Origin of the sequence: Pukyongia salina (assembly GCF_002966125.1) — a bacterium.
GTDB classification, from domain to species: Bacteria; Bacteroidota; Bacteroidia; order Flavobacteriales; family Flavobacteriaceae; genus Pukyongia; species Pukyongia salina.
The window spans coordinates 2,464,056-2,480,508 of sequence record NZ_CP027062.1 but is presented as its reverse complement, the minus strand read 5'-3'; the positions used below and the strand labels follow the sequence as shown (position 1 = coordinate 2,480,508).

Below are 16,453 nucleotides of genomic sequence, written 5' to 3'. Positions count from 1 at the left end.
AAGTAACTATAACGTTTTCGGTTTATAAAATTCTTAATCTGAAGTAAAATTAAGACCCTAAAATTACATTTTTAGCAAAATACGGTAGTCCCATGCACCGAGTTGATATGTGTTATTTCCCTGAAGATCAACCTCTGTCCCACTCATATAATCTTTATATTTTCCTGTTAATGATAGAGTGAATTCAACTTTATCCGGACCAGTATTACACAGGTAAATTAGTTCGCTGTTTTCATTTTTTCTTCTGAAGGCGATGATATTCTCCTCCCGGGGAGTTTCAATCTTTTCATAGGAAGCAGGGGCTTTGGCACCAGCGAGTGCCGGTGATTCATTTTTCAATTGCCCTAATTTTTCAAGTAAAGGCCATACTTCTCCTTTTTTCTTCGGAATGGAATCCTTTTCGAAGAATTTTAACCTATGATCCAGATCGTATTCTTGTCCACTATATATCAATGGCATACCAGGCATACAATAGGTTAAAGCCAACATAGCCTCGGATGCATCGCCCATACGTTCTTTCACGGTACCCGCCCATGAGTTTTCATCATGGTTGGTTAGGAAATTCATAAGAAATCCACCTCCTACCCATTTCTCTGCGCTATTTTGCATATACTCGTTAAAGTGTTTTGCATTCTTTTCGCCTTTGGCAATAGCATTTAACAGATGGTGGGCTTCCCAACCATAAGCCATTTCGAACATGTTATCTCTGGTTAGCTCGGGCTTATCGGCTTCAGCCAACATAAAAATATCTTTTTCGGCTCGCAATCTGGGAATGGCATCTGCCCAAAAATCTGTGGGTACCATCCCTGCCATATCGCAACGAAATCCATCAACACCTTCCTCTTTAACCCAATACATCATATCGGCTATCATAGCCTGTCTCATCTCCTTATTCGAATAATCCAGATCTGCTACATCTTCCCATCCTACCGATGTTCCATCTTCTTTTAGCGGATCAGTTATTTCTCCTTTTGCATTTTTCGTGTAAAAATCGGGATGCTCCGTGATCCAGGTATGATCCCATCCTGTGTGATTGGGAACCCAGTCCAGGATAACATAGATATCATGTTCATGAGCTGTATCCAGTAGCCTCCTGAAATCTTCAATCGAACCAAATTCGGGATTGATCTTCCTGAAGTCGGAAACCGCATAGTAGCTTCCTAAATATTTCTCTCGTTCTTTCGGGTCTTCTATATCTTCTACCATTAGATCGCCGTAGGCTTTTCGCTTCACTTCGGAAATAGGAAAGATCGGCATCAGCCAAATGATCTTAACGCCCAGATCCTTGAGCTTAGGAATATCTCTCGTAAAGGCATTAAAACTTCCTTCGGCAGAATATTGCCTGATATTGGCTTCATAGATAACAGCCGATTCTAAAACAGCATCGGTAATAGGCGAAATAGATTCGAGGGTTTGTTGCATTTCCACAGTCTCATTTTTGGGTTGCTCTTTGCAGGAAAACATGCAAAGGAAACAGGTTAACATTATGTATTGAAGGTTTTGCATCTTAATTAAGTGCTCTTTCCAGTAGAACTATATTGAATTTAGTATCCAAAGTAACGTATCCGTCCACCACCTTTGCTCTTACGCCACTATAAGTATCCAGTACCATGGATTCATCTTCAAAAACTCCGGTCACCGATATTAATTTCTCTCCTTCCGGCAGATCGAGGCCCACAACCACCTTATCGGTAAAATTATCTTCACTGTAAGTCCTTGAAAAGGTATAAGGCGCCTCATTGATCATGGAGTGGACACCAGATCCTATGGCAATATGTTCTCTTCTAAATCTTCCTAATTTTTGCCAGTGTTCCAGTATTTCCTTTGTTTCTGAGTCGTTCTCGATAGATTCCCAATTCATGAAAGACCGCAAGGTTGCGTCGCCATTGGTTCCTTCTACAATTAGCGTTCTGGCCAATTCATCTCCGTAATACACCTGGGAAGCACCAGGTGCCAGTAGGAGTCGGTTAGCGGTCTCGTAAGGTTTTATACGCTGCTTGTCAAAAGGATGGCTATCATCGTGAGAACTCATATAACTCAGCGTACTATGACCGTCGAGTTCGCCCGATAGAATTTCGTAATAACTACTAAACACCTCTTCATAACTGCGCTCTCCACTGGAACGAAGATCAAAATTGATAAGTGCATCGAAGCTGTTATTAAAATAATCTACTTTCTTATCGCCAAAATCGTATGTTCTGCCAGAATTCACATTATAGAAATATATTTCGCCCACCAGGTAAAAGGGCGTATCATCCAAAACATCTTCCGGGTTGGCCTGCTTCCAGTCTATGAAGGCAGCCTCACAAAGAGCTTTAAACTCTTCCCATACGTATTCTTCGGTATGCTTCACCGTATCGGCACGGTACCCATCTATGCCAAAATCGGTGATATAGTCTGTAAGCCATTTCATGATATAAAACCTGGGTGCCCTCGGGTGTCCGGTTCTTTCGAAGAAAGCGTCGAGCTCGGCTATTTCTTCCTCATACCTTCCCTCGGCTTTCCATTTTTCCACCAGTTGTGGTGGTAATTCTACAGCTTCATTGCTTTCGGTGCGAATATCCGGGAGATTTTCAACTAATGTACATGTAACCGTACTTTCGTAGTCTTTAAATTCGCATTTAGGGGAAGTTCGAACCCATTCGTCCGGCCAAACTGTATCTACTGATGTAACCGGACCCGTATGGTTGATCACCGCGTCCAGAAGGATCCGAATTCCATGGTCGTGTGCTGTTTTTACCAGTTCGGCCAGATCTTCACGGGTCCCAAAATTGGGGTCCAGTGCAGTCCAGTCTTTGGTCCAGTAGCCATGATAACCATAGGTGTAACCGGTGCCTTCATCTGTACCATCGTGAATTTGTTCTACTACTGGCGTCATCCAAATTGCGTTGATGCCGAGGTCGGTGAAATAGCCTTCACGAATCTTCTGGGTGACTCCTTTTATATCGCCTCCCTCAAATCCCCTAAGTACTGCCGTTTCTTTTGTCCTGCCATAATTCACATCATTAGACGGATCGCCGTTATTAAATCTGTCGGTTAGTAAAAAATATACATTGGCAGCCTCCCAACTAAAAGGTAGTTTAACGGTGGGTTCTATAACTGTTTCTGTCTCGGCAAGGTCCTTTTGTTTATCTGCACAGCCGGACACAATTAAAATAACACCTATGAGAAGGGCTACATATTTGGAAATTTTCATAATTAAAAGACTTTTTAAGGCATTAATTGGATGGTGTTATAGTTTTCGTTTCTCCTTTCACTTTAATCGAAAGAGGTTCGCTTCCGGACAACTCGAAACTATTTCCCTGCCTGCTTACGGTAACTTTTAAGATCTGCCCTCTAAAATTCACCTTAAATGCATATTTGTCCCAATGTTTTGGAATGCGTGGGTGAAATTCTAAATGCCCGTCACGCACTCGCATGCCGCCGAAACCTTCCACGATGCTTAGCCAGGTTCCCGCCATACTGGTGATATGACAGCCTTCTTCCACCTCCTTATTATAATCGTCCAGATCTAAACGAGAGGTACGCAAATAGAACGTATAGGCCTGTTCCATCCTATCAAGTTTTGCCGCCTGTATACTATGAACACAAGGCGATAACGAAGATTCGTGCACTGTAAAGGGCTCGTAGAAATCGAAATGTCGTTCCAGTTCCTCCTGGCTAAAATGATCTTCAAAAAAATAGAACCCCTGCAAAACATCCGCTTGCTTGATATAGGGAGACCTAAGGATCCTGTCCCAGGACCAATATTGATTTATAGGACGTTGTGATCTATCCAGATCGGCCACGGTGATAAGCTCTTTATCAAGGAAGCCGTCCTGCTGAAGATAAATGTTGTGTTCTTCAGAATACGGGAAATACATATTGGAAGATACTTTCAGCCATTGAGTAACCTCATCGGCAGAAAGACGGGTTTTTTCCATGATCCGGGTATGCTCTGCAGGAGCGTCCTGTTTCAGTCTGTCAATTTCCGAAGCAGCATATTCTATACACCATTTTGCAGTAAAATTGGTGTACCAGTTATTATTTACGTTATTCTCATACTCATTCGGACCAGTAACCCCAAGGATCACATATTTATTCTTGTGGGTACTATAAGTAGCCCTTTGCTGCCAAAAACGTGCTATGGCGATCAGCACTTCTAGACCTTTCTCGGCTACATACGAAATGTCTCCTGTATATCTCACATAATTATATATGGCAAATGCAATCGCTCCGTTTCTGTGGATCTCCTCGAAAGTGATCTCCCATTCGTTATGACTTTCCTCCCCGTTCATGGTTACCATTGGGTAAAGGGCAGCTCCATTACTGAATCCTAATTTCTCTGCATTCTCTATGGCTTTTTGAAGGTGGTTATATCGATACACCAACAGATTTCGTGCAACGGTATGATCTTTAGTGGCCATATAAAAAGGCAAACAATACGCTTCGGTATCCCAATAAGTACTGCCGCCGTATTTCTCACCGGTAAATCCCTTGGGCCCAATATTAAGACGGGCATCTTTCCCTAAATAGGTTTGATTGAGCTGAAAGATATTAAAACGAATACCCTGCTGGGCTTCAACATCACCTTCTATGGTAATATCTGCCATTTCCCATATGGACGACCAGGCCTCGGCCTGACTCGCTTTAAGCCCTTCATACCCCATAGTCCTTCCGGCATTAATGGCGTCTTTTGCGGCATTCACCAAATTATCAGGTTTGTGGTGATGCGAAACGGTATAACCTGCATATTTTCGCAAGGTTGCGGTATCGCCTTTAGAAATGTTTACTTTATAATTGAATTGCAGGTACTGGTCTTTTTTTTCTGAAGTGTAAGCAGGCGTTGCTTCTGAATCGTTTACCAATATGTCCGACTGCATATAAGTACAAATATGGAATTGGGTTTTCATGGTCATAGACCTAATGAACCCTTGATGATCGGCTTCGGAAACGCTTAACGTATCCCAGAACTTATCGTCCCAGTTGCTGTCTTCATTTGTGATCCCACCATCCAGATATGGGCTGAACACAATTTCCGCATCCTTGTTCAGGGCTGTTACTTTGTAATTGATTACCCCCAATTCGTCCTGATCGAGATGCAGAATACGGGTGCTTTCAACCATTACCTCTGTCCCGTTTTGAAGTGTAGCTTGGAAAGACCTTCTGTAATAGCCCTCTTTCATATTAAGTTCTCTTCGGAAATTCTTCACCTGGTCACATGTATGTAAGTCCAGATCCTCACCATTCACAGAAACTTTTATGCCAATCCAATTAGGAGCATTAAGAACTTTAGCGAAATATTCCGGATAGCCGTTCTTCCACCAGCCAACACGAGTTTTATCTGGGTAGTAGACACCGGCTACATAACTACCCTGGAAGGTTTCTCCGGAGTAATCTTCTTCAAAATTGGCTCTTTGGCCCATAGCCCCGTTTCCAATACTAAAAAGGCTTTCGGAAGATTTAACTTTTTCAGCATCAAATCCTTCTTCGATTATGCTCCAGGGGTCGGGTAAAATATATTTCTGATTCATCTTTCTGAAATTAATTTTGAAAAAAATTCTGTGGGTATTTCGGTGAAATCTTTAAAAACATAACTCGCTTCGTTTAAAACAGAGGCGTCACCAATTCCGATGCTTAACATGGAACCTGCGTTGGCGGCTCGTATTCCGGCAACAGAATCTTCGAAGACAATACAATTCTCCGGCACCTGCCCCAGTCCTTCTGCGGCCTTCAGGAACACTTCCGGATCTGGCTTTGCCTTACTTACATTGGTGCCGTCTATCACCACGTCGAAAACATCCAGGAGATCTACTTCCTTCAATATGGTTCGCGCGTTCTTACTGGCAGATCCTAAAGCAATGGGTTGTTCGTTTTGCTTCAGAAAAGATAATACCCTGAGAACATCCGGCAAGATCTCATCCTGATCCATTCGTTCTATATACGCCAAGTAATCCTTATTCTTTATATCCAGTAATTCGTTAAACCGGTCTTTGCTCAATTCTACATTTCCCCAATCCAGTATCTTCTCCAGGGAACGTACCCGGCTTACGCCTTTTAATTGTTCGTTCTCGGTCTCACCAAACGAAATACCCAGACTATCGGCCAGGCGTTTCCATGCTAAGTAATGATACCTGGCGGTGTCCACGATCACACCGTCGAGGTCGAAAATAAAACCTCTCTTATTCATGGAGAACAATATTTGGATGGAACGAGTTTTGAGGGAAATTTATAGGGTGGAGATTCCGGGTAATCAAACCATGGAGTTTCCATTTTTCGACTGCAAGATCGCATTTCTTCATAGGGTAAAAATAGTATTTGTACTATTCCAACAAGTAGTTTACTTATCAAATCTAATTTTAAGGTAGGAAGTAAAAATCAGGTCTTGATATGTGCGGTGGTAAATATAGGGCATTTTTTGAAATAGGTTAAGTGATGGAGGTCGATTCCCGCTCTATAAGCCGGGTCTCCACTACAACCGTTTGATAAGGAGGTTCGTAGTCGTCTTCCTCCAATCTTCTTATTAAGAGTTCGGCTGCTTTTTCTCCTAATTGTACACCATGCTGACTCACAGTTGTAAGGCTAGGCGTGGCATACTTAGACAGCACACCATCTGTAAAACCGATAACTTTTATATCGCGCGGGATATCTTTACCCAGGGAGCGTGATGCTTTCATAGCAGTAAGAGCATATTTCTCGTTAACGGCAAAAATTCCGTCCACCTGAGGATTGTTCCGAAGAAATAATTCGATAATTGTATTAAGATTGTCTTCCATCCCCTCCTCGTTGAATTCATCCTTTAATTTCAGGATAAGATCTTCAGAAAAACCTTTTCCGGATTCTATGAGCGCATCCTTATAACCCGCTGTTCGTAATTCGCCAACATTCACATGAGCTTCGGTAGTGATTAGTGCTATATTTTTACATCCCGCATCAAGAAGCTTTTTTACGGCATTTCGAGCACCTTCCGTATCGTCCACAACTACCTTATCACATTCTATCTCCGGTATAGTTCGGTCAAAAAGCACCACAGGCATCCCGTGATCTATAGTTTCGAGCAAATGGTGGTAGTCCTTTTTAAGTTGAGTCTCTCGGGAAACCGATAATATAAAGCCATCTATACTGCCATTGGCGAGTTTCTCCATATTGGTAACTTCCTTCTCAAAAGACTCGTTACTCAGTCCTATAATTACGGTATAACCCTTTTCGTTCGCAACCTTCTCGATCCCACTTACCACTGTCGTGAAAAAGTGATGAACGATCTCCGGGATGATCACTCCCAACGTTTTGGTCTTTCTATTCTTTAAGCTTAGGGCTATAGTATTTGGCCGGTAATTGTAGAGGTCGGCGAAAGCCTTGATCTTTTGTTTGGTATCTTCACTTATCTCTGGGCTATCCTTTAGGGATTTCGAAACCGTTGATATGGATACATCAAGTTCTCTGGCTATTTTCTTGAGGGTTAGTTTTTGCATATTCTATGGTGATGCTACTGATGGTTATAATGGTTCCGTTTATAATAACGCAATTAAAATAATCATTGTTTAACAAATTATAAAATATCGGTGGTATAACTGAGGAAATGTTAAAGTTTTAAAACATATTAACACTATAACGTTTTCGTAACATCGACGCTACCGGGAATTGTCCAATGGAGCAAAAAAGAACATATATTTGATCAGGAAGTAAAAGTTGAGGCACCTTGTGTGTCTTATACAAAAATTAGCCGTTACAAAATCTTGAACAAGATCGCGTAATGGCTTTTTTTATAACGAATCTCCTGTTTATAATCCTTACCAACGAATCCTAAAGTTATCAAAATACGTGTATGCACGTATGGACTTATGTAGGTTTGAATTTTACCTTTGAATAGAATTAGTGAAAATTCTACTGATATCAATTTTTTGTGGGGATAGAAAATTCATTTGGTAGAATATTTTAAAAGTACAACTAAGACTTTTAGAATTTACTAAGTTAGGTTTGTTATAGCATCCCGTGAAGACGGGATGCTTTTTTTATGGCCTTAAGATAGAGAATTCTATTGAAGAATCATTAAATAGAATATGTGTCTGCTTCTTAAAATCGCCGGCGTCTGCCTTGAAGATGTTAGGTACAAATGTCTGAGGGTTTCGATCGATTAACGGAAACCAGGTACTCTGCACCTGGATCTGAATTTTATGCCCTTTCTTAAATGTATGATGCACATCCTGTAGCTTCACGTCTACGGCGGTTTTCTCACCTGGTTCAAAGGGCTCCGGTTTAGAGAAATCATTTCTGTACCTACCTCGCATCACTTCACTCCGTACCATCATGTGGTAGTTGCTCATTTTTAGATAATCCTGAGTTTCTTCGTAATCTTCGGCATCGGGAGGAAAAACGTCGATTAACTTTACAATCCAATCGGCATCGGTTCCTGTTGTAGAAACTTTTAGTTTGGCCAGTAGGTCGCCAACCATTGTCATGTCCTCGTCGAGTATCTCGCTTTCAAAAACCAGTACATCGGGTCGACGTGCGGCAAAACGCTGATCGTCTGTCATATATTTTCTGGGGGTGAACACCATCTTAATGTCTTCTGAATACGGCACAGGTTTAGCGGGATCGCTAATAAATGTCTCGAAAGTGTAGCTCTTTTCCATTACTTTATTGAGGCGTTGTCTGCTTTGTAACCACCTTGTGCTACGTTCCGCATTTTTAGGAGGCCATTCGGTATACGACTTCCATTCTCTGGTACCGGTGTCGAACATACGGGCCTCGGGCAAACCGGTATTTCCTGTTCCGTCTCCTTTTAAAAAATGATGAAAGAAAGGCGTTTCGACCTCCCGTTGGTAATTAATTGAAATATCATCTCCAAAATATACATTCCCAATTGCCTGTCTTTTTTTGGTTCGAGCCCAGTCACCATGACTCCAGGGGCCAAAAACAACCGTGTTATAATTGTTGCTGTTAGCTTCAATTTTTTCATAGGTTTCGAAAGGCCCATAGAGATCTTCAGCATCAAACAGTCCGCCAACGACCATTACCGCCGGTTTAATATTCTTTAAATGCTGAATAATTCCCCGGGAGCGCCAAAACTCGTCATAATCGGGATGTTCTTTCAACTGCTGCCAAAACACATTATCCTCCCCATAATATTTGTCCAGGTTCGATAACGGTCCCGCATCCAGGAAAAACTGATACTGATCCTGTGTGCCTAGATCAGGAAAAGTGTACCAGGCGGTGTTTGCTGGCTTGGTTTTTTCGTATCCAAAAACTGCTGTAGCCCTCCAATAACTTAAAAAATAGGCTCCGTTATGATGAAAATCATCGAAATAGAAATCGCCTATACACGCCTGGGGAGAAGAAGCTTTCAAAGCAGGATGTGCGTCCAGCAAGGAATACGTAGCGTAAAATCCGGGATATGAAACACCCCAGGTCCCTACCCTGCCGTTATTATTGGGCACATTTTTCACCAACCAGTCTATACTGTCGTAAGTGTCGCTGGCCTCATCTACTTGTTTTCCTTTTTTATTTGGAATATAAGCGCGCATATTATCGTAAACCCCTTCACTCATCCAACGGCCTCTCACGTCCTGGTAAACGATGATATAGCCATCTTTCATCAGAAATTCGTTAGGTCCTATTTTAGACCGAAACTGGTCTTCACCATAGGGCCTGCAACTATAGGGTGTGCGTTGGAAAAGTATGGGATATTGTTTAGAGGTGTCTTTAGGTGAATAAATGGAGGTAAATAGCTTTACCCCATCCCTCATTGTGATATAGGTTTCGGATTTATTATAATTTTCTTTTACATAAGTATCATTGTCCTGGGCAAACGACACCGAAGTGATACACACAACCCATAAAAAGATCAAGATCCGTTTCATAATTGTTATTTAGTTTTTTTAAACTCCTCCAGACCGGCTTTTAGCCAGGCAAGATATTCGTTCTCATCGGGGGTATAACCAACAGGAACATTTAATAGGTTATAATCGCTGTCCATCAATACATAATGCGGTTGCGAGTTGTTTTTAAAATTAACAGTTTGAAAAGTTGCCCATCTGTCACCAACAGTTCGTATAGGTTTGGTGCCACCGGTAGGCCGCAGAAAATTAAACTGATCTTCCTGAGGCAGTGGTTTGCGATCATCTACATATAGTGAGATCAGGATAAATTCCTCATCGATCATCTTAAATACCTCATCCACACTCCATACATGCTCTTCCATTTTCCTGCAATTTACGCAGGCCCAGCCGGTAAAATCGAGCATAATTGGTTTTCCCGAACTTTTGGCTGCTTCAAGACCCTCGTAAAAATCCTTGTAGGCCTCCAGGCCCAAAGGTGCCGACGTGCCTTTGTCGTACAGACTATAGAATAACGGTGGCGCAAGACCACTTAGCAGCTTAAGGTTAGCATATTTAGTATTTGTAAGTCCGGGAATTAAATAAATACTGAAGGCGATCGCTAATATTCCAACGATAATGTTTCCTTTAGGAAGCTTCCCTCCTTTTGGTCCGTCATGAGGAAAACGTATAAACCCGAAAAGATATAAGGCCATTCCGAGGGAACAAAGCAACCATATTGCAATAAAAACCTCACGTTTTAGCAAGCCCCAATGCATCACGAGGTCTGCGTTGGACAAAAATTTAAATGCCAGGGCTAACTCGGCAAAACCTAAAACGACCTTCACCGTATTAAGCCATCCACCACTACTGGGTAAAGAATTTAACCAGTTAGGGAACAAAGCAAACAAGGCAAATGGAAGGGCAAGAGCCAGGCCAAAACCTCCCATTCCAAAACTAAGTTGCATGGCTCCGGCGTCCTGACTAAGAGACCCTCCCAACAGACCACCCAAAATGGGACCTGTACAGGAAAATGATACAATGGCCAGGGTTAGCGCCATAAAGAAAATACCAATGATCCCTCCAATACTCGTGGCTTTCTCATCCATTTTTGTACTCCAGGAGCTTGGAAGCGTGATCTCAAAATACCCGAAGAATGAAAATGCGAACACCAGAAATACCAGGAAAAAGAGAATATTGAGATAAATATTGGTTGAAATATTATTCAGCAGGCCTTCATCTACCGAGTCCAGTAAGTGGAACGGAAGGCTTAATAGTACATAGATAAAGAATATAAAGAAACCGTAAAGCAACGCATTTCTTACACCTTTTTTCCGGTCTTTGGAGCCCTTAGTAAAAAAGGAAACTGTTAACGGGATCATTGGAAATACACAAGGAGTCAACAAAGCCAGGAAGCCACCCAAAAAGCCCAGAAAAAAGATAGTGAGATAACCTTTACTGTTATTGGTATTTCCCAGATCTCCTTTTATAGGGATAGTAAGTGCCGCCGATTTTTCAAGATCTTCTTCTGTGATTTCGGCGGTGGCAAATTCAGATTTCCCCGATGCGAGATCCACCTCAAAGGTTTTAATATCGGGAGGCAAACATTGCTTATCGTCACATACCGCATACGAAATTTCTACAACGATCTTCAATTCTTCGGGATCGATCACCTCGATGGGTTGGATAAATACCGCCTTATCCTCAAAATATTTTACGTCTATCTCGAAAACAGGATCGAAAAGCGGTTCCACATCCGGTTCCTGGGTCTCGCCGACGAGGGTATAGGTTTCCGAACTATCGTTATAACTAAATTCGGTACGAATGGGACCTTCAAATTCTTCGCCAAATTGGATCTGACTGTATAAATGCCAACCGGCATCGATTGTGGCTTCCATTAATATGTTGTACCGGGTTCCCTCTTCTTTTTGTACGGTAACTTCCCAAGATACAGGGTCTAAAAAATCTTGTGCATGTGCAGAAAAACAGCCGGATATGGCCAATAAAACCAATATGAGATATTGTTTCATATTTTACGAAGTAGATTTGGAGGTTCGAATATTCATAATTTGCCTGGTGCGGGATTCCACTTTAAATCGTTCGTCGGCACGATGGCCAATTACCCACACAATTTGATCACCACTGCAGAGCAGCCAGGTTTTTTCTTTGGCTACCAAAGATAACTTTTCATCCTTAAAATATTTACTCAATTTCTTTTTTCCTTTCATTCCTAAAGGGTAAAAATGGTCTCCCTCCCGCCATTTTCTTATTAGAAGCGGATAGGTTAATTTATCCTTGTCAATAAAGATCTCCAGCTCCGTGTTTTTTCCAGGACTTTCAACTTCACCAAACAGCAAGGGAATGGGTTGGTCGATACGGAGGGTGGTTTCCTTAATCTCAAAGGTCTCAATTTTTTCTTCTGAAGGGATCACTGTTAACAATAATTTATCCCTGTCCTTTACCAATCTATGTGTCTCTGAAAGAATAAACTTGCCGCTTTGTGCGGTCATCAATTCTGAAATATCCTTCCATGCGGTAAACCCAAAAGGAGTTAAAAGCTCATAAAGCAACGCTTCCTGATGCGGTAAGTTGGCTAATTTCGCAATATCGATATTGAAGCCCTCGAAAGTTTCTGTAACTACTAACTGGTGAATAAGTACGAGGTAATCGTCTATTAAGGATTTACTATCTCTTAGGTGCTGCTGTGTTTTCAGAATGTTCTGGAGAAGCCCTTCAACCTCTTCCTTGTAGGGAGGAACCACCTTATGTCGTAATGCATTTCGCAGGTAATCCGTCTTTTTGTTACTACTGTCCTCCCGCCAAAAAAATCCCTGCGATTTAGCATACTCCAACAATTCGGCTCTGCTAAAGTCCAGCAAAGGACGTACTATCTTATCATTAACTGCCGGAATTCCCGTGAGTCCTCTTAGCCCGCTTCCCCTGGAGAGGTTGATAAGCATTGTTTCCAGGGCATCATCGGCGTGATGGGCGGTTAAGAGATAATCGTATTTAAAATCACGAAGTATCTCCTCAAACCACTCATATCGCAAGGCGCGTGCCGCCATTTGGATGGATAATTTTTTCTCATTGGCATATTCGCGGGTCTCGAATTGTTCTGTAAAAACAGGTACATCCAACATATCGGCAAGGTCCAGCACAAATGCCTCGTCTGCATCACTTTCGGCCGCGCGCAATCCGAAATTGCAATGAGCGATACCAATTTCGTAGTTTAGCTCCTTCATGGCACGTGTTAGCACTACACTGTCCAGACCCCCGCTACAAGCGACGAGCAACCTTTTATCCTTCAGAAAAGAAAGGTTTTTAGCAATATGTTCATTTAATTTTTTCAACATCTACGCAAATATAGTCAATCGGTTACGCAGCGAATCCTATTTACTTCGTTCAAGTGCCTCCCGCATTGCTTTTGCCTTCAGAAGACATTCTTCGTATTCATTTTCGGGAACAGATCCCGCGGTGATCGCACCACCTACCGAGTAGCTAACGTATTTCCTTTCAGAATTAAACAAGATACTTCGAATAACCACATTGAAATCGAAATCTCCTTGCGGAGAAAAATAACCAATTGCACCACTGTACAGCCCTCTTTTGGATGCTTCAAGCTGTTCGATGATCTTCATAGCCGAGATCTTGGGCGCCCCGGTCATACTTCCCATAGGAAATGTTTGCCGTATCATCTCTACAGGATCCATATTTTCAGGAACCTCGCATCTAATTGTGGATATCATCTGGTGAACCTGCTCGAAGGTATAGACAGCGCATAGCTCCTCTACCTCTACGGTTCCTTTAAGTGCAAGCCGGGAGAGATCGTTTCGCACCAGATCTGTGATCATGATGTTCTCACTGCGTTCCTTGGGGTCTGATCGCAATTTTTCGATCATTTCCTTATCCAGTTTTTTATTCTGAAATCGCCTTGCCGTTCCTTTAATGGGTTGAGAGATCAATGTATTCCCAGATTTTTTAAGGTATCGTTCGGGAGATGCAGACATAGCATAATACGGCCCATTTCTGAAAAAAGTGGCGAATGGAGGCCGGGAAATAGCATTGAGGTGATGGAAGGTTTTTGTGGGATTGATCGTAACACCTTCCGAGTAGAATTCCTGACAAAAATTAGCTTCGTAAATATCACCCCGTTCTATATGCTTTAGCATACGATTAACCTGTTCAAAATAACTGTCTTTGGAAGTACGAAGGCTAATTTTTATCGCATCCTGCTCATTTCCTATTGTTTTCTCTGCCTCGATGGCCTGGATCTGCTGCCAGTCTGTATCGATTTCGTCGGCTACCAGATTCAGATAGTGAAATTCCACCGTTTTTTCGGTGAATAGTAGCAGGCGCTTTGGCTGGAAAAAGAGAAGATCGGGAAAACCCAGCCCGTCGTGGTTATTGGAGCTTAATCGTTCCACATCATTCTTAAGGTCGTAACTAAGATAGCCGAACAGCCAATCCTGAATAGTGGTTTGATATTCGTTCAACTTGTCGAACGCCTGATGATGGTCGGTTTGTATGGAAGTGAACGCTTCTGCAGCAAGTATGGCCTTGTAGCTGCTATGGTTTTGTTCGTAGTTGTTAGAATCCAACCAGGCAACTTCGTAAAACTGCTCGGCCCATTTTAGCAGTTTACGTTTTAATTGAACATCTAGTTCGACATTGTATTTTACGCAAACTCGTTTCATTTAAGGGCATCGAGAAATGAATTTACCTCCGAATGGAGTTGCGCAGACAACTCATCGTTGGTAACAGTATTCGTTTCCAAAGAAAAATTTGAGGAAAATGACGGAAAAGGCATAGAAGTCACTATTTCGGCGTTATATCTGGGAAGTACGCCCTGTGTATATTGTAAAGAGGATAACGCACCTCTTTTCCCGGTAGAAGTACTCAATAAAAGTACTTTCTTTCCCTCTAAGAATTTATATTCGATACGCGACAACCAGTCCAGCACATTTTTAAAAAAGGCAGAAGGGCCTCCATTATGCTCATTTACCGAGATGATCAGGGCGTCGTGCGCCTTTATTTCATCTAAGAGGCGGGAAAGTTGCTTAGGATAACCTTCTTCTTTCTCCAGGTCTTCGCTAAAAATAGGTAAGGGATAATCTACAAGTTTTATAAGATTGATCTCGTGATCTTTTATAGAATTTACAACATATGAGACAAGCTTGTGATTGATGGAAGTACTGCTGTTACTACCGGCAAAAGCAATTATTTTTTTCATACAACAAAGATACTCCTTTAATAAAAAACAACTGCCAACCTACCCCTTGTCGATTAACGGTGGTAAATAACAGTCTAAAAACAAAGCATTTATGTCTTTCGTCGAGATTATAATACAGCTTATCGAATAGTTTGCGTATTTTCCTACAAATCTTTTTTTGGCTAGTGATTCCTTTATATTATTGTCACTGATAAACCCCAAATTATCAACACAATATGAGAAAGACTACTTATGTGCTCTCGTTATTTGTACTATTAATTTTCAGCCAGGCAATGATCGCTCAGGTTGGAATTGGTACAACTAGCCCAAAAAGTATGCTGGACATCCCGGCATCTAATAGCACTTCCCCCGCTAGTACCGATGGTATATTGATACCACGAATAAATAACTTCCCAGCATCCAATCCAGGTGCAGATCAGGATGGTATGTTGGTCTTCCTATCGACAGCCAGTGCAGGTAACCCCAAAGGATTTTATTATTGGGATAATACGTTAACCGATTGGATCTCATACAACGATGAGTGGAAAGACGATTTTGTAGCTCAATCCAGAGGAGATTATGACGGTAACCTTATCTACGCCAACCAGGCTGGTGCCGGTGGTGTGGATGTGGTTATTCTGGACTCCGGACAAATTGGGATGGGAACAAGCAATCTTGAAGAAAATCTGGAACTGAAGATAGATGGAGACAACGATATCCAGGTGTCTAGTGCTTCGCCACCAGATGCCCCGCAGCTGGTGTTTTATACTACTAATGGAACCTTTGCTTCGCCGGATTTCATGAACGACAATGACGATATTGGATACTTAACAGGTAAAGTATGGACGGGAACCGGTAAATCTGCCGACGTAGCTAACATACAGATGGAAGCCGATGGAGATCATTCCTCAGGTAGCCTTCCTACCAAGATCGAGTTTGCTGTAACGAGTCCGAATGATACGAGCCTGGATTCTGGAAATCCTGAAATGGTGATCGCAAGTACCGGAAATGTTGGTATTGGACTAAATGATCCTTCGGCAGTACTGGAACTAAAAGCAGGAACATCAAGTTCTAATTCGGCTCCTTTGAAATTAACTTCCGGGACCAACCTTTCTACTCCAGAGGCAGGAGCAATGGAATACGATGGAACTAATTTGTATTTCACACCCTCTACTACACGAAAAATATTAATGACCGGTTTGGTTGCCACGCAAACACTCAATTTCCCGAACATTGGTTCTGGTAATACATCAGAGTTAAACGTAACAGTGCCTGGTGCAGTAGTAGGAAGTGCATGTTCTTGTGCCCCTAATACTAGTATAGAAAACGGACTTCAATGGAGTTGCTATGTAAGCAGTACCAATAGTGTAAGAATTAGGGTATCCAACGTAAACGCCTTTGCTGTTAATCCGGCCAGTAGAAGCTGGAAAGTAACTGTCATAGATTAAAC

The 16,453-nt window shown here is 42.0% G+C and carries 11 protein-coding genes; 1 reads left to right on the top strand and 10 read right to left on the bottom strand.

Annotated elements, in window-relative coordinates:
* Window positions 1-63 precede the first annotated feature (63 nt).
* The 10 genes from C5O00_RS11220 to C5O00_RS11175 all read right to left on the bottom strand — a co-directional run bounded on the left by C5O00_RS11220 (window position 64) and on the right by C5O00_RS11175 (window position 15,024).
* Window positions 64-1,464, bottom strand: a complete 1,401-nt coding sequence (locus C5O00_RS11220) for an alpha-amylase family glycosyl hydrolase (RefSeq protein WP_244592980.1) — start codon at window positions 1,462-1,464, stop codon at window positions 64-66.
* A 43-nt stretch (window positions 1,465-1,507) separates the two neighbouring features.
* Window positions 1,508-3,196, bottom strand: coding sequence for an alpha-amylase family glycosyl hydrolase (locus C5O00_RS11215; protein ID WP_105216940.1), 1,689 nt, complete (start codon window positions 3,194-3,196; stop codon window positions 1,508-1,510).
* Window positions 3,197-3,218: 22 nt separating this feature from the next.
* Window positions 3,219-5,513 carry a maltose phosphorylase MdxK gene (gene mdxK / locus C5O00_RS11210; protein ID WP_105216939.1) on the bottom strand — a complete coding sequence of 765 codons (2,295 nt, stop codon included), beginning with the start codon at window positions 5,511-5,513 and terminating at the stop codon, window positions 3,219-3,221.
* Window positions 5,510-6,169 (bottom strand): beta-phosphoglucomutase, encoded by a 660-nt coding sequence (pgmB, locus tag C5O00_RS11205; protein ID WP_105216938.1) that lies wholly within the window; start codon window positions 6,167-6,169, stop codon window positions 5,510-5,512. The genes mdxK and pgmB overlap by 4 nt, the downstream gene beginning before the upstream one ends.
* A gap of 238 nt (window positions 6,170-6,407) precedes the next feature.
* On the bottom strand, window positions 6,408-7,451 hold the full coding sequence (locus C5O00_RS11200; RefSeq protein ID WP_105216937.1) for a LacI family DNA-binding transcriptional regulator: 1,044 nt from the start codon (window positions 7,449-7,451) through the stop codon (window positions 6,408-6,410).
* A 540-nt stretch (window positions 7,452-7,991) separates the two neighbouring features.
* Window positions 7,992-9,839 carry a CocE/NonD family hydrolase gene (locus C5O00_RS11195; RefSeq protein WP_105216936.1) on the bottom strand — a complete coding sequence of 616 codons (1,848 nt, stop codon included), beginning with the start codon at window positions 9,837-9,839 and terminating at the stop codon, window positions 7,992-7,994.
* 5 nt (window positions 9,840-9,844) lie between these two features.
* Window positions 9,845-11,824, bottom strand: coding sequence for a protein-disulfide reductase DsbD family protein (locus C5O00_RS11190; protein WP_105216935.1), 1,980 nt, complete (start codon window positions 11,822-11,824; stop codon window positions 9,845-9,847).
* Between the two features lie 3 nt (window positions 11,825-11,827).
* Window positions 11,828-13,147, bottom strand: a complete 1,320-nt coding sequence (tilS, locus tag C5O00_RS11185) for a tRNA lysidine(34) synthetase TilS (RefSeq protein ID WP_105216934.1) — start codon at window positions 13,145-13,147, stop codon at window positions 11,828-11,830.
* Window positions 13,148-13,183: 36 nt separating this feature from the next.
* Complete coding sequence (locus tag C5O00_RS11180; RefSeq protein ID WP_105216933.1) at window positions 13,184-14,488, bottom strand: anthranilate synthase component I family protein; 1,305 nt, start codon at window positions 14,486-14,488, stop codon at window positions 13,184-13,186.
* Window positions 14,485-15,024: an NADPH-dependent FMN reductase gene (locus tag C5O00_RS11175; protein ID WP_105216932.1), complete on the bottom strand. Its 540-nt coding sequence runs from the start codon at window positions 15,022-15,024 to the stop codon at window positions 14,485-14,487. The genes C5O00_RS11180 and C5O00_RS11175 overlap by 4 nt, the downstream gene beginning before the upstream one ends.
* A gap of 215 nt (window positions 15,025-15,239) precedes the next feature.
* Here C5O00_RS11175 and C5O00_RS11170 point away from each other — a divergent pair, with 215 nt between their 5' ends.
* The gene (locus tag C5O00_RS11170; RefSeq protein ID WP_158676839.1) at window positions 15,240-16,451 is read left to right on the top strand and encodes a phage tail-like protein; all 1,212 of its coding nucleotides are present in this window, start codon (window positions 15,240-15,242) and stop codon (window positions 16,449-16,451) included.
* The last annotated feature ends 2 nt before the right edge of the window (window positions 16,452-16,453 follow it).